General features: G+C 71.5%; 12 protein-coding genes. 7 read left to right on the forward strand and 5 right to left on the reverse strand.

The window, feature by feature from the left end:
• Entirely contained in the window at positions 1-1,797 is a 1,797-nt protein-coding gene (locus WMF26_RS16320; RefSeq protein WP_438001080.1) for a glycoside hydrolase family 15 protein, read from the reverse strand.
• Between the two features lie 337 nt (positions 1,798-2,134).
• Between WMF26_RS16320 and WMF26_RS16325 the strand changes: the two genes are divergently transcribed.
• The 3 genes from WMF26_RS16325 to WMF26_RS16335 all read left to right on the forward strand — a co-directional run bounded on the left by WMF26_RS16325 (position 2,135) and on the right by WMF26_RS16335 (position 4,256).
• A complete protein-coding gene (locus tag WMF26_RS16325) occupies positions 2,135-2,263 on the forward strand; it encodes a hypothetical protein (protein WP_438001081.1) in 129 nt (42 codons plus the stop codon).
• 147 nt (positions 2,264-2,410) lie between these two features.
• Positions 2,411-3,013 carry a GrpB family protein gene (locus WMF26_RS16330; protein ID WP_438001082.1) on the forward strand — a complete coding sequence of 201 codons (603 nt, stop codon included), beginning with the start codon at positions 2,411-2,413 and terminating at the stop codon, positions 3,011-3,013.
• 208 nt (positions 3,014-3,221) lie between these two features.
• Positions 3,222-4,256 carry a zinc-dependent alcohol dehydrogenase gene (locus WMF26_RS16335; protein WP_437337941.1) on the forward strand — a complete coding sequence of 345 codons (1,035 nt, stop codon included), beginning with the start codon at positions 3,222-3,224 and terminating at the stop codon, positions 4,254-4,256.
• Between the two features lie 7 nt (positions 4,257-4,263).
• On the opposite strand, the gene WMF26_RS16340 is transcribed toward WMF26_RS16335, so the two are convergent.
• Positions 4,264-5,799: a lectin gene (locus WMF26_RS16340; RefSeq protein WP_438001083.1), complete on the reverse strand. Its 1,536-nt coding sequence runs from the start codon at positions 5,797-5,799 to the stop codon at positions 4,264-4,266.
• A gap of 829 nt (positions 5,800-6,628) precedes the next feature.
• Here WMF26_RS16340 and WMF26_RS16345 point away from each other — a divergent pair.
• The 4 genes from WMF26_RS16345 (at position 6,629) to WMF26_RS16360 (ending at position 9,742) form a co-directional block, all read left to right on the forward strand.
• The gene (locus WMF26_RS16345; RefSeq protein ID WP_438001084.1) at positions 6,629-7,150 is read left to right on the forward strand and encodes a protein kinase domain-containing protein; all 522 of its coding nucleotides are present in this window, start codon (positions 6,629-6,631) and stop codon (positions 7,148-7,150) included.
• A complete protein-coding gene (locus WMF26_RS16350; protein ID WP_438001085.1) occupies positions 7,119-7,445 on the forward strand; it encodes a tetratricopeptide repeat protein in 327 nt (108 codons plus the stop codon). The genes WMF26_RS16345 and WMF26_RS16350 overlap by 32 nt, the downstream gene beginning before the upstream one ends.
• Before the next feature lie 222 nt (positions 7,446-7,667).
• Entirely contained in the window at positions 7,668-8,801 is a 1,134-nt protein-coding gene (locus WMF26_RS16355; RefSeq protein WP_438001086.1) for an STAS domain-containing protein, read from the forward strand.
• A 332-nt stretch (positions 8,802-9,133) separates the two neighbouring features.
• Positions 9,134-9,742, forward strand: coding sequence for a nuclear transport factor 2 family protein (locus WMF26_RS16360; protein WP_437941033.1), 609 nt, complete (start codon positions 9,134-9,136; stop codon positions 9,740-9,742).
• Positions 9,743-9,781: 39 nt separating this feature from the next.
• On the opposite strand, the gene WMF26_RS16365 is transcribed toward WMF26_RS16360, so the two are convergent.
• From WMF26_RS16365 to WMF26_RS16375, 3 genes are read right to left on the reverse strand one after another with little or no spacing between them, the layout of a single operon-like run.
• Positions 9,782-10,597, reverse strand: coding sequence for a hypothetical protein (locus tag WMF26_RS16365; protein WP_438001087.1), 816 nt, complete (start codon positions 10,595-10,597; stop codon positions 9,782-9,784).
• A complete protein-coding gene (locus tag WMF26_RS16370; protein ID WP_438001088.1) occupies positions 10,597-11,595 on the reverse strand; it encodes a hypothetical protein in 999 nt (332 codons plus the stop codon). The genes WMF26_RS16365 and WMF26_RS16370 overlap by 1 nt, the downstream gene beginning before the upstream one ends.
• Entirely contained in the window at positions 11,585-13,105 is a 1,521-nt protein-coding gene (locus WMF26_RS16375; protein WP_438001089.1) for a serine/threonine-protein kinase, read from the reverse strand. The genes WMF26_RS16370 and WMF26_RS16375 overlap by 11 nt, the downstream gene beginning before the upstream one ends.
• Between the last annotated feature and the right edge of the window lie 36 nt (positions 13,106-13,141).

Here is a 13,141-nt window from a genome sequence, read left to right on the forward strand (position 1 = left end):
TCAACGAGATCGATGAGCCGCGGGCCCCGCGCGGTCCAGGGCAAGATTGAACGCGGTGTCGACCAGCGCCAGATGGCTGAACGCCTGGGGGAAGTTGCCGAGCAGCCGCTCGCTCGCGGGGTCGTACTCCTCCGAGAGCAGGCCGACGTCGTTGCGCAGGGCGAGCAGCCGCTCGAACAGCGCCCGCGCCTCGGCGGCGCGGCCCATGAGGGCATAGCAGTCCGCCAGCCAGAAGCTGCACGCGAGGAACACCCCCTCGCCGCCGGGCAGGCCGTCGATCGCCCCCGCCGGGCCGGTCGGATAGCGGAGCACGAAGCCCCCGCGCAGGAGCTCGCGCTCGATCGCGCGCACCGTGCCCGCGACGCGCGGGTCGTCCGGCGGGAGGAAGCCGACGAGCGGGATGAGCAGCGTGCTCGCGTCGAGCACCTGGCTGCCGTACGACTGCGTGAACGCGCCGCGGCCCCGGTCGAACCCCTTCTCGCACACCTCGGCGTGCACCGCGTCGCGCAGCGCGCGCCAGCGGTCGACCGGGCCCTCCAGCCCGAGCTGCTCCACGGTCTTCACGGCGCGATCGAACGCGACCCAGGCCATCACCCGCGAATAGGTGAAGGGGCGCGGCCCGCCCCGCACCTCCCAGATGCCCTCGTCGGGCCGGCGCCAGTTCGACTCGAGGAAGTCCATCAGCTTGCGCTGGAGGCGCCAGGCCTCCGGCTCCGGCGCGAGGCCGGTGCGGCGCGCCTGGTACATCGTGTCCATCACCTCGCCGTAAACATCGAGCTGGAGCTGCGCGACCGCGGCGTTGCCGGCGCGCACCGGCCGCGAGCCCTCGTAGCCCGGCAGCCAGGGGAGCTCGACCTCGCGGAGCCGCCGCTCGCCCGCGATGCCGTAGAGGATCTGGAGCTTCGAGGGGTCGCCCGCGATGGCGCGCAGGAGCCAGTCGCGCCAGGCCTCGGCCTCGTCGCTGTGGCCGCCGAGCAGCAGCGCGTAGAGCGTGAGGGTCGCGTCGCGCAGCCAGCAGCAGCGGTAGTCCCAGTTGCGCACGCCGCCGATCCACTCCGGCAGCGAGGTCGTCGGCGCCGCGACGAGCCCGCCGGTGGGCGCGTGGGTGAGGGCCTTGAGCGCGACGAGCGACGAGACGACCGCCTCCCTCCACGGCCCGGCGTGGGCGCAGCGGCTCGACCAGGCGCGCCACCACGCCTCGGCGTTCTGCACCTCGCGCTCGGCGTCGAGCGCCTCGGGCGGCGGCTCGTGCGACGGGTGCCACGTGAGCACGAAGGGGATGCGCTGTCCCGCGTGGACGTCGAAGTCGGCGACCGTGGTGAGCCCCGCGCCGCGGAGCGGCACCCCCGCGCGCAGGATCAGCGCGTCGGGCCCGGCCACCGCGCGCAGCGCGCCGCCGATCGAGCGCACCCAGGGCACGATCGAGCCGTAATCGAAGCGAACGATGAGCTCCAGGGAGACCGGGACCCGGCCGCGCACGCCCTCGACGACGCGCACCACGTCCGGCGCCCTCCCGCGCAGCGGCATGCAGTCCACGAGCCGGACCGCGCCTTCGGCCGTGGTGAACTCGGTCTCGAGCACGAGCGTGCCCTCGCGGTAGCGGCGCGCGACGCGGGGCGACGGGTCCTTCGGCGCGATCCGGAAGCGGCCGTGCTCCGGCGCCCCGAGCAGGGCGGCGAAGCAGGCGGCCGAATCGAAGCGCGGCAGGCACAGCCAGTCGATGGAGCCGTCGCGCCCGACCAGCGCCGCGGTCTGTGTGTCCCCGAGCAGCGCGTACTCCTCGATCCGCAGCGGCATGCGAGCTCCCCGACCGGCGCGGCGACGAGCGCCGGCGCCACGCGCTGCGGCGCGAGCACGGAGGATGCCACGCGCCGCGCCGCGGCTTTCGAGCGGCGGCCCGGGCGCGGATGGCCACGCCGTGCACAGCGATGGCCGCCGGGCACAGCCGTCGTGTGCGGGCGTCGCGGGGGCACAACCCTGGTGTCCCGGCGCAGCGGACACACCCCCTATGGCGCGGGCGCGGCGGAGACGCCTGGGCTGCTCGGAATGCGGGACCGACCTCGATGTCGTGTGTTTCGAGGCCGCGCGAGCGACCCGCCTCGGGCGGGATCCACGGTACGATGGTGGAGCGCTCATGCCCGAGGTCCTGCGCAACGTCCATTTCATCGTGGCCGTCGATCCCATAGCGAGGATCGTGCGGGTCACGCGGACCGCCGCGCCGTTCGATTCCCTCATCGCCAACGCGCCGCCGCGCTATCGCTGATCGCGGCCTCCGGCGGGCGCGGATCTCATCTCGCGCTCCCTCGCCGCGGGCTCGGCTCGGGCCGATCTCCAGCTTCCTCGCCGCGGGATCGAGGCTCGATCCGATCTTCCCACGGGACGCGGAGCACGGCGCGCCTATACTCGCGCCGTGCCCACCGCAGAGGAGATCACGAAGCACCACGAGCCCGCGCCCGGTCAGAACCCGTGGGTGAACGGCCCACCGGCGCCGTCGCCGATCGCCGTCGTCGACTACGACGAGCGCTGGCCGGCGCTCTTCGACGTTGTCGCGCGGAAGATCCGCGCCGCCCTCGGCGGCGCCGCCCTGGCGATCGAGCACGTCGGCTCGACCTCGGTGAAAGGGCTGCCCGCCAAGCCGACGATCGACGTCGACCTCACCGTCGCCGATCCCGCCGACGAGCGCGCGTACGTCCCCGCGCTGTCGAGCGCCGGGTTCACGCTGGTCATTCGCGAGCCGGAGTGGCACGAGCATCGGTGCCTCCAGCTCGCCGAGCCGAACAGCAACGTGCATGTCTTCGGCCCCGACTGCCCGGAGGTGATCCGCCACCGGATGTTCCGCCAGTGGCTCACCGAGCACCCGGAGGATCTCGAGCTCTACCGCCGGGCGAAGCTCGCGGCCGCGTCCGCGATCTCCGCGGGGAGCGGCATGATGATGGACTACAACAAGCACAAGGAACCCGTGATTCGCGCGATCTACGAGCGGATGTTCCGCGCGAACGGGCTCATCCGCTGACGGGCGTCATGCGGTTCGACTCCTCCCAAAAGAATAGTTAGCCTAACTTACCGTTGCGTCGCGCGTCGAGGTGGCCGCCGCCAGCGATCCGGAACATGGGTTGACAAGCGATCGCGGAGGAAGATTACATGCGCCTTCGCGCCCGCACGGTTGTTCAGCTCGGAGAGGCCGGGCACCGGCGGGGGCGGCGAAAGGGAAGAGTGAGGCGGTGCGCGCAACCTTCATTCACGGCATCCGCGACGTCCGGTTCGGCGAGGTCGAGCCTCCGCAGCCGCGCGACGGCATGGTGATGATCCAGGTCGCCGGCTGCGGGATCTGCGGCAGCGATCTGCATTATTACCTGGAGGGGGGGATCGGCTCGGCGCAGATCCACCGCGCCTTCGTGCCGGGACACGAGCTCGCCGGCTGGGTCGTCCAGGACCATCCGGAGCTGGGCCTGTCCAGGGGGCAGCTGGTCGCCGTCGACCCCGCGCACTCCTGCGGCCGCTGCGAGTGGTGCCAGCGCGGCCACGTGAACCTGTGCCCCTTCGTGGAGTTTCTGGGGGCGCCGCCGCTCCATGGCGGCATGACGGAGCGGGTCGTCGTGCATCCCGACCAGGTCGTGCCGGTCCCGGCGGGCTTCTCGGTGCGCCGGGCGGTGATGCTGGAGCCGCTCGGCGTCGCGATCCACGCCATCGACCTCGCCCGGCCCCACCTGCAGGAGACGGTGGTGGTGCTGGGCTGCGGGCCGATCGGCCTGTGCCTGGTCCAGCTCGCGCGCCGCTCGGGCGCCGCCCGCGTCTTCGCCATCGATCCCGTGGCTTACCGGGCCGAGGCGGCGCGTCGGCTGGGCGCGCACGACGCGGCGCCGGCGCTGGCGGCCGTCCTGGAGTGGACGGGCGGCCGGGGCGCCGATCTCGTGCTCGAGGCGACGAACTCGCCCGACGGCTTCCACCACGCGGCCGAAGCCGCGCGCATCGGCGGGCGGATCCTGCTGGCGGGCATCCCCGAGGGCGACCGCTACGCCTTGCCGGCGGCGCTGTGCCGCCGCAAGGGGCTGAAGGTGAAGTTCTCCCGGCGCATGGGGCATGTGTACCCGCGGGCGATCCACATGGTCGCCGAGGGCGCGGTGGACGTCGATTCCATCGTCACCCACCGCTTCGATCTGTCGGACGCCGAGAAGGGCTTCCGCCTGCAGGCGGATTGCCAGGACGGGGCGCTGAAATCGATCATCGTCCCGGAGGACGGCGGCACCCCGTTCTGATCCAGGCTCAGTCGCCGAGGATGACGCGGAAGATGCGCTCGTTGCTGTTGTTGGGGACGCTGTCCGTGCCCCCGGTGTTGGTCGTCGTCAGCCAGAGATCGCCGTCCAGGGTGGGCTCGACGGTGCGGAGGCGGCCGTAGGTGCCCACGAACAGCTGCTGCACGCTGGTGAGGCTGCTCCCGCTGATGACCGCGCGGTACATCCGTGTCCCCCGCTGGCACGCGGCGTAGAAGACGTCGTCCACGATCGCGATCCCGCTGCACGACCCCTCGGAGGTCGGGTACGTGAGCTTGGGCGCGATGTAGCCCGCCGTGCCGCACCCGCTGCCGCCTTGCGAGACGGTGCCCTCGCAGTTCGGCCAGCCGTAGTTGCCGCCTTTCTGGATGAGGTTGGTCTCATCCATCACGGTGTTGCCGAACTCCTGCTCCCAGAGCCGACCCATGGAGTCGAACGCCAGCCCCTGCGGGTTCCGGTGGCCGTAGCTCCACACGTAGTTCCCGAACGGGTTGTCCGACGGGACGCTGCCGTCGGGCTCGAGCCGCAGGACCTTCCCGGCGAGGCTGCTCGTGTCCTGCGCCAGGTTCGCGTTCTGCGCGTCGCCCGTCGTCGCGTAGAGCTTGCCGTCCGGCCCCCACCGCAGCCGGCCGCCGTTGTGGTACTTGTTGCGGGGGATGCCCGAGATCAGCACCTGCTCGGTGGACGTGTCGAGCTGGTTGCCGACGACCTGGATCCGCACGATCCGGTTGTCCGTGGGCGACGTGTGCATGATGTAGAGCCAGCGGTCGGTCTCGAACGTCGGCGCGATGGCCAGCCCCATCAGGCCCCCTTCGCCGTCCGTGCCCGCGACGTTCGGCACCGTGCCGATCGAGGTCTTCGCGCCGGTGCTCGGGTTGAGCTGGACGATGTCGTCCGCGTCCCTCCGGCTGTAGAGGACCGTGCCGTCCGGCAGCGAGACCAGGCCCCACGGGAGGTCGGTGTCCGTGGCGACCTGGACGACCTCGCAGACCCCCGAGCTGCAGCCCGACCCCGTCGACGACCATCGCTGGTTCGTCTGGTTGTTGCAGGTCCAGATCTGAACGGCGGTGCCGTTGGTCGTCCGCTGCCCCTCCACGTCCAGGCATAGCCCGGATTGCTGGTGGACGATGGCGCCGGCCGAGCTCCTCGTCCATTTCTGGCGAGCCTGGCCGCTGCAATTGGCGATCACAGCCTTGGTCCCCGCGGTGGTCGCGCCGTTCGCCGGCTCGACGCACCGGGTGCCGCCGTAGACCTGGAGCTCACCTGCGGATGTAAAATTGAAGCTCTGGTTGTCCTGTCCATTGCAGGTGTAGATCTGCAGGGCGGTCCCTGTCGTGGTGCTCCTCCCTTTCACGTCCAGGCATTTCCCGGACGCGACGCTGGTCAACGGGGCGCCCGTCACGGCGGCCGCCTCGTCGGTGTCGAGCGCCTCCGGGTCTGCGCCTGGATCGTCGATGCAGCCGGCAGGGAAGAGCGCCAGCGTGGCCAGTCCGGTCAACCAGTATCGAGAACATCCATGTCTCTTCATGATCGTTCCATCCATGTTGGCAGTCCGTTTGCTCGCCGAAAGGTCATCCCGGGCGAGGCCGAAGCGACGTCCTGGCATCGAGTTCGTAGGGCCTCGTCCGACCTGGCTCGCGACGGGATTTGACAATCGACGGCGATCGACGGTGATCGACGATGATCGCGCGGCTACGACGATGAAGCCTGCTTTGCTTACCATGCTCGACCACGTTCGCAACGGGTTTTCATGGCCTGGAACCAGAAGGTTTCATGATGCAATGTCATCATCTTGTTTCGCTCCGGCGGCCTCAGCCGCGAAGCCAACGACCCTCGGCGCCCGCTCTCGCTCGATAGGCCGACGAGCATTGCATGGAGCAAAAGCGCCTCACCGAGCGCTCTGTGGAGCAAAATGCCTCACCCGGCGGCGCTGCCATGCCACGTTCCATTGGCGTGCTCCGCCGCGGATCGTGGGGAGGCATGTAGCGAATTGACAAGGCGTTCGTTGCGTCATGCCCGGCTCTTCGCCGCGAGGCCGCCTCGCCTGGACAGCCCGTCGGGCGGAATCGAACCGAGAGGATCGCGCTTCAGGTCGGTGAATCCCTGCGATCGGCGCCGTCGTGAAAATTCGACCATGTCGACAAATTGCAGGCACATCGGACGGCCCGTCTCCGCTCGACAGCCCGCGGGAGGTCGCTGCCCCGCAACCTGGGTCGAGCCCGCAACCTGGTCGGATCGCGCCACAGCGCGGCGCGGAGGCCCGCCGATGTCGCGGCGAAACGGCGGCGGGGCCAGGCTTGACAGGGCCGCCCCTCCCGCGTTGCATCTGCGGACCGCGGTTGCGGGAGCCTCCGAGCATGCCTGAAAGCGATCTCCCTCCGATCATTGCATCGCGGTATCGCGTCCTCGACGAGATAGGCCAGGGCGGCATCGGGCGAGTGCTCCGCGTCGAGCACGTCCACACCGGCGAGCACCTCGCGCTGAAGGTCCTGCTGGCCTGCCGCGGTGCGGACGCCACGACGCTCGAGCGCTTCAAGCGAGAGGCGCGGATCCCGGCGCTCATCCGGAGCGAGCACGTCGTCAGGGTGACCGACGCCGATGTCGCTCCGGAGCTCGGCGGCGCGCCCTTCTTCGTGATGGAGCTCCTCGATGGCATGGATGTGGAGGCGTACGTCGCCAGCAAGGGCGCGCTGCCGCACGCCGAGGCGATCGAGATCCTCACCCAGGTCGCCAGGGCGCTCGACAAGGCTATGGCGGGAGATCGGCTCGCGCAGCGCCGACTCGCAGTGGGACGCGACGCTGATCCAGGCCTACGTGGAGGCCGGCCGCCGCGAGGACGCCCTGGCGTTGCTCGCGCAAGCGCGGGTGTACGTCGATGAGAGCGGAGAGCGGCTGTATGTGCCCGAGCTCGATCGGCTGGAAGGTGAGATCCAGCTCATGTGCGACGGCGAACATGCCGCCGCCGAGGCGAGCTTCCGGCGCGCGATCGAGGGCGCCTCCCGCGCCGGCGAGAAGCTCCTCGAGCTCCGCGCCGCCGTGCGCCTCGGCGCGCTCTACCGCGATCTCGGGAGGTCGGAGGAGGCGCTGCGCCTCGTGGGAGACGTCCTCGCGACGTTCCCCCAGGCGACCGACGCGCGCGACGTCCGCCGCGCCCGGGAGCTGATCGCGGGCTGAGCGCCGGCCGGGGCGCCGAGCAGTGGAGATCTGTGTGCGGCAGCACACCGATGATGGCGAGTCGCCCGCGCCTGGGAGCGCCGCCGGAGCGCTCGCTGCTGCTCGGATCCGCCGCGCGGCGGCAGCGCGGGAGGGGACGCTCGAGGCGCCCCGAGGGGGCGCGCTCCTCGACATGGATGCTCGACACTGACGGCTTGACCGATCTAGTCTGCCAAGCTGGACATGCCACAGCCAGACAGCACGACCAGCACGCTCGCCGACTTTTTCCTGCATTGTATGGAGCTGGTCTTCATCGCCAGCGAGGGCGGCGAGCTGCTCCGCACGAGCGGCGCGCTCACGCGCGCGATGAGCGCCGAGCTCCGCGAGGCGTCGTCTGCGGCGGGGCTTGCCCCCCTGGTTCACCCGGACGACAGGCGCTCCTTCGACGAAGCGTGGAGGAGTGTCCGCGCCGCGGCGGAGCCGGTGGCCGTCGACGTGCGGCTGAAGACGGCCGACGGATCCTTCAAGTACTTCCAGTGCACCGCGCGATGGGTGCCCGAGAAGGAAGAGGTCTATGGAACGCTCCGCGACGCCGAGGAGCGGATCAAGCACGAGATACAGCTCAAGCTCCTCCGGGCGATCAGCGACCACCTGCCCATCTGCCTGTGGGCGATCGACGCGCGAGGGGAGTTCGTCCTCCACGACGGCAAGGGGCTCGAGTCCTCGGGGCTCAAGCCGGGGCAGTTCCTCGGCCTCAACATGTTCGAGATCTACCCGGAGTCGGGCACGGCGGTCCTGCGCAAGGCGCTCGAGGGCACGATGTCGACCTTCGTGAACGAGATCGAGGGCGTCCACTGGGAGGCCTGGTATCTGCCGATGCAGAACGAGCGCGGCGACGTCACCCACGTCGCGGGCGTCTCGCTCGACATCACGGCCTCGAAGCGCATCGAGCAGGAGCTCCGCGCGAAGCTCGATCTCATCGAGCGGCAGCAGCAGGTCATCCGCTCGCTGTCGACGCCGATCATCCAGGTGTGGGATCGCGTGCTCACGCTGCCCCTCGTGGGCATGCTCGACAGCACGCGCGCCGCCGACGTGATGGAAGGCGTGCTCCGCGAGGTCGTCCGGACGCAGGCGCGCTATGCCATCCTCGATCTCACCGGGATCGACGCGATGGACACGGAGACGGCGAACCACCTCTTGAAGCTCTCCGCGGCCATCAAGCTCCTCGGCGCCGAGGGGATCATCACGGGCATCCACCCGGCGATCGCCCAGACCATCGTCGGGCTCGGCGTGGATCTCTCGTCGATCGAGACGCGCTCGACGCTGCGCCAGGGGCTCGAGCACTGCATTCGCAGCATGCGCCGGAGCGCCGCGTAGCGCGCGTGTAGCGCGGCTCACCAGCGCTGGCCGCGCGGCGCGAGGTGGCGCGAGGTGGACAATCTGACAGCGTGCGTCGACGTCGCCGGCGAGCGCCGGGCGGACGACGGCTCCGCACGTGCGCCCGAACCCGTGGAGCTCGAGCGTCGAACCTGCCACATGATCACACGATGACGCGATGACGCGATGACGCGATGACGCGATGACCCGACACTCCCGCGTCAGATCCTGAAGCTCGGGGCAATCTGTCCTTGACGGAGTTTGTTAAGATATTTAGGTTATATCTTTGATCCTTGGCGACTTGCATACGCCCACCGAAAGGGGTGAGTTCCATGAGCACGAACGGCGATCGTTTCAGCGGCTTTCTGCGTCGTGCCTTGCCGGCGGCCTCCGCGCTCGCGCTGGCGGGCGCCGTCACCATGTCGATCGCGAAGCCCGCGGAGGGCACGCCCCCGAACGGCCTGCCGGAGCTCAAGGCGCTGCAGGAGATCGAGCAGCTCGAGTACTGCTACGCGGCCGGGACCGACGCGATCGGCCGCGGTGATCTGGAGACGGGCAAGGCGATCTACGCGAGGTGCTTCACCGAGGACGCGCCCGTCATCATCTGGGAAGCCGGCGCCGATCCGGGCGACCCGCCCGTGGTCACGGTGCCCAGCGCCGAGGCCTGGGCCGATTTCATCGACGTCCTGTTCGCGGAGTCCGGTTATGTGGGCACGCAGCACCTGATCAGCAACGTTCGTATCGACATCCTCCCTGGCGGCCGCCGGGCGAAGATCACCTCTTACCTGATCGCGACGCACGTCTACGACCCGCTGAGCAGCGTCCAGGTCGCGCACGGCACCTACGAGAACGAGGCGGTCTTGACGAGCTCGGGCTGGAAGCTCAGCAAGCGCACGTTCCGCACCCTCTCGTTCATGCGCATCGACTCGCCGGAGCCCTGAGCGAGCGCCGCGCGCGCTCGCCGTCGCTGCGCGCGCAGTTCAGGGGACGAACGCGATGTCGTCGACGAGCATGTCGAACACGGTCGACTTCGCCGTGTGGAACTCGATCGAATAGACGTGCGCGGCGTCGAACGCCGGGGGCGCCGGGACGCCCCAGCCGTCCGTGCTGAGGACGGAGAACATGACGGTGTACTGCGCCCACTCGGTCGTGAGGTCGAGCCCCTCGCCGAAGTGGTCGCCGCAGCCCGAGCCCTCGCACACGCCGCCTTCGCGATCGGTGTTGCGGTCGGGGAAGTTCACGTAGATGTGCGTCGGCGCCGCCGCCTTGGCCCAGAAGGTCAGGCCCACGTAGGCGGAGGCGTCGTAGCTCAACTTCGCTCCTCCCGGGGCGAGGTTCAGGTCGAACCCCATCCCGGCCCCCCTCGTGACGAAGCCGCTCCCGGCGACGTGGGCGGCGTAGTTGCTCGGGTCGTGCCCGGGCGAGACCGGGACGAAGGGGCGGCCGGGCAAAGGCGTCTGCGTGCCGCTCCGGGTGCCGTCGTTGTACGTGTACCAGCTGCCGACGCGGCCCTGGCACCGGAGGATCGCGCTGTCGCCGTCCTCGAGGTCGTCCAGGAGCGCCGTGCAGGGAGGCGGCTCGGCCCCGGCGTCCGAGGCGCCGGCGCCCCCGGCTCCCGCGGCGCCGCCCGTGCCCGCGGCGCCGCCAGAGCCCGCGGTGCCGCCAGCGCCCGCGGCGCCGCCATCGAGGCCGAACGGGTCGGGGTCGTACTCGCCGGACGAGATGCCGAGGACGAGGCCGCACCCGGCGGCGAGCACCGACGCGCAGAGGCCGGCGGCGAGCACCCGGAGGCGCATCAGAAGCTGCCTCGCACGAGCGCGCCGCCCAGCGTGGGCGTCAGCCCGACCGACGCGCCCTTCGACGGGCTCGGCGCGGTCAGCCAGAGCACGCCGCCGCCGGCGATGGCCGCGAGGCCGACGCCGAAGACCACCGTCGCGACGTTGGCGCGCGCCACGGCGCCGTCGCGGATGTCCATGCCGCGCTGGTCGCAGCGGTCGCCGTTGCAGAACGGGCGCGACTCGTCGAACCGCGCTTTCGCGGTGAAGCCGAGCGCCGTCCCGACGCCTACGGCCACGATCCCCGCGCCGCCCGTCACGAGCGCGAGCGTGCGGCGCCCGCTGCCGTCGCCGCCCGCGTCCGCCGACGCGGGGTCGTCGTCCAGCGCGCGCACGACGAGGGTCGAGGTCGCGCCGCCCGGCTCGACCGCGACCTGCGCCGTCCACGCTCGCTTGCCCGGCGCGCTCGCCTCGACGACGTGGGTCCCCGCGTCGACGGGCATGGGCACGCCCCACTGGCCGGGGCCGACCGGCCTGCCGTCGCGCTTCACCTCGAGGCCCGGCGTGCTCGCGGCCTCGACGACCACCGTGAGGCGCGAGACCTTCGGCTGGACGGCCGCCGCGCGCTCGCGCGCCTTCGCCTCCTTCGCCGGATCGCCGCTCGCGCGCACCCGGGCGGCGACCTCGAGGAACTGCGCCCATGCCGACGCCATCTTGCCGACGCGCTCGTAGCAATCGGCGAGGAAGTACCGGGTGTTGACGCTGTCGTAGAGGCGCAGGCTCTCCTCGTACTTGGGGCAGGCGCGCGCCGCTTGGCCGGCGTCGACGAGCGCCCCCGCCTCCCGGAACAGCGCCACGGCGCCCGCCTTGTCGTCGGCCCTCGCCGCGGGGCCTCCCGCGAGCGTCGCCGTCAGGCCGGCGCCGAGCGCGCAGAGGCCTGCGACCCACCTGGGCCCGCGCGTCGCTCGGCTCGTCGTCTGCGGCGGCGTCATCGTCTCGGCGAGGGTATCAGAAGACATCGCGCTGGAAGGGATCCGCGCCGGCGGGCCGCTTCGGGGGCGGCGCGCTGCGCTTCGGGGGAGCCGAGCCGCTCGGCTTCGCGGGCCTCGGCGCTGCGGTGGGCGTGGCGCGCGCCTTTTCGGGCTGCCCCTCGGCCGACGCGCCAGGCGGCGGCGCGGCGCTCGCGGAAGGCTCGGCGGCCGCGGGAGGAGGCTCGTTCGCCGCGGGAGGTGCGTCGGCGGCCGCGGGAGGTGCGTCGGCGGCCGCGGGCGGTGGCGCGGCGCTCGCGGAAGGCTCGATGGCCACGGAAGGCGCGGCGCTCGGGAGCGCGGCGCGGGGCTCCGCCTGAGCGCCCTGAGCGCCCTCGGTCGGCGCGGTCTCGGGCGATAGGCGCGAGAGGAACACGCCGCTGGCCACGATCGCGAGGCCGAGCCCGAGCGCGATGGGGAGGACGCGCCGCTCGAGCGACGCTGGCTTGCGGTTCGTCGTGCCGACCGGCACGATCGTGTGCGCTCCGTCGGCGGGTATGGCCACCGCGATGGCGGCCCCGGCCGTCGAGGCCGCGAGCGGAGCGCCGCCGTGCGGCGGGGCTCCCGCCGGGAGCGCGCCGCGCAGCGCGCCGAAGAGGCGCTCGGCGGCCGCCCGCAGGTGCGGCGGGGCGAAGGGCACGAGCGCGAGCGCGAAGTCCGCGGCGGTGGGGAAGCGGCGATCGCGATCGCGGGCGATCGCCGTGAGGATCGCCTGCTCCAGGGCCTCCGGGAGGTCCGGGCGCAGCGCGCGGGGGCGCTGCGGCTCGCCCTGCGTGACCAGATAGACGAGCTGCGCGAGCTCCAGCGCGACGAACGGCGTTCGCCCCGTGAGCAGCTGGAAGAGCACGACGCCCAGCGAATAGATGTCCGCGCGGCCGTCGACGTCGCTCGCCGAGCGGAGCTGCTCGGGGGACATGTAGAGCGGCGAGCCGAGCACGCCCCCGACCCGCGTCAGCGCGTGGTCCTCTGCGTGCGACATCTTCGAGATCCCGAAGTCGAGCACCTTGACGCACGGCGAGCCGTCCGCGTTCCGCGTGAGGAACAGGTTGCTCGGCTTCACGTCGCGGTGGACGATGCCTTGCGCGTGCGCCTCCGCGAGCGCCTCGCACGCCTGGAGCACGAGGTCGACGACCAGGGGAACCGAGAGGGGCCCGCTCTCCGCGAGCACGGCGGCGAGGTCCTTCCCCTCGAGGTGGTCCATCACCATGTACGGCGCGCCGTTCTCCAGCGTGCCGACGTCGGCGACGCGCACGACGTGCGGGCTGCGGATGCGCACCGCGGCGCGCCCCTCCCTCAGGAAGCGCTGGAGGATCTCTGGATCCTGCACGTACCGCGGCAGGAGCACCTTGATCGCGACGCGATCGTCGAGCGCGAGGTGGCGCGCGGCGACGACGAGCCCCATGGCGCCCCGCCCGAGGACGCTCTCCACGCGGTACTTGCCGAGGAGCACGTCTCCTGGGGCAATTCCAATCGAGAGCTCGTCGGGGTTGGAGGTGGACATGGGAAGGACTGGACGGGGTTGCGCAGGGACGTCCAA

The sequence above is a fragment of the Sorangium sp. So ce185 genome (assembly GCF_051526825.1).
Taxonomy (GTDB): Bacteria; Myxococcota_A; Polyangia; order Polyangiales; family Polyangiaceae; genus Sorangium; species Sorangium cellulosum_D.

What these genes read in the sequence shown, in the direction of transcription:
- WMF26_RS16370 (WP_438001088.1), bottom strand. Translation starts at nt 11,595, where the DNA reads ATGTCTTCTGATACCCTCGCCGAGACGATGACGCCGCCGCAGACGACG.
- WMF26_RS16325 (WP_438001081.1), top strand. Translation starts at nt 2,135, where the DNA reads ATGCCCGAGGTCCTGCGCAACGTCCATTTCATCGTGGCCGTCGATCCC.
- WMF26_RS16340 (WP_438001083.1), bottom strand. Translation starts at nt 5,799, where the DNA reads ATGAAGAGACATGGATGTTCTCGATACTGGTTGACCGGACTGGCCACG.
- WMF26_RS16360 (WP_437941033.1), top strand. Translation starts at nt 9,134, where the DNA reads ATGAGCACGAACGGCGATCGTTTCAGCGGCTTTCTGCGTCGTGCCTTG.
- WMF26_RS16345 (WP_438001084.1), top strand. Translation starts at nt 6,629, where the DNA reads ATGCCTGAAAGCGATCTCCCTCCGATCATTGCATCGCGGTATCGCGTC.
- WMF26_RS16320 (WP_438001080.1), bottom strand. Translation starts at nt 1,797, where the DNA reads ATGCCGCTGCGGATCGAGGAGTACGCGCTGCTCGGGGACACACAGACC.
- WMF26_RS16375 (WP_438001089.1), bottom strand. Translation starts at nt 13,105, where the DNA reads ATGTCCACCTCCAACCCCGACGAGCTCTCGATTGGAATTGCCCCAGGA.
- WMF26_RS16355 (WP_438001086.1), top strand. Translation starts at nt 7,668, where the DNA reads ATGCCACAGCCAGACAGCACGACCAGCACGCTCGCCGACTTTTTCCTG.
- WMF26_RS16365 (WP_438001087.1), bottom strand. Translation starts at nt 10,597, where the DNA reads ATGCGCCTCCGGGTGCTCGCCGCCGGCCTCTGCGCGTCGGTGCTCGCC.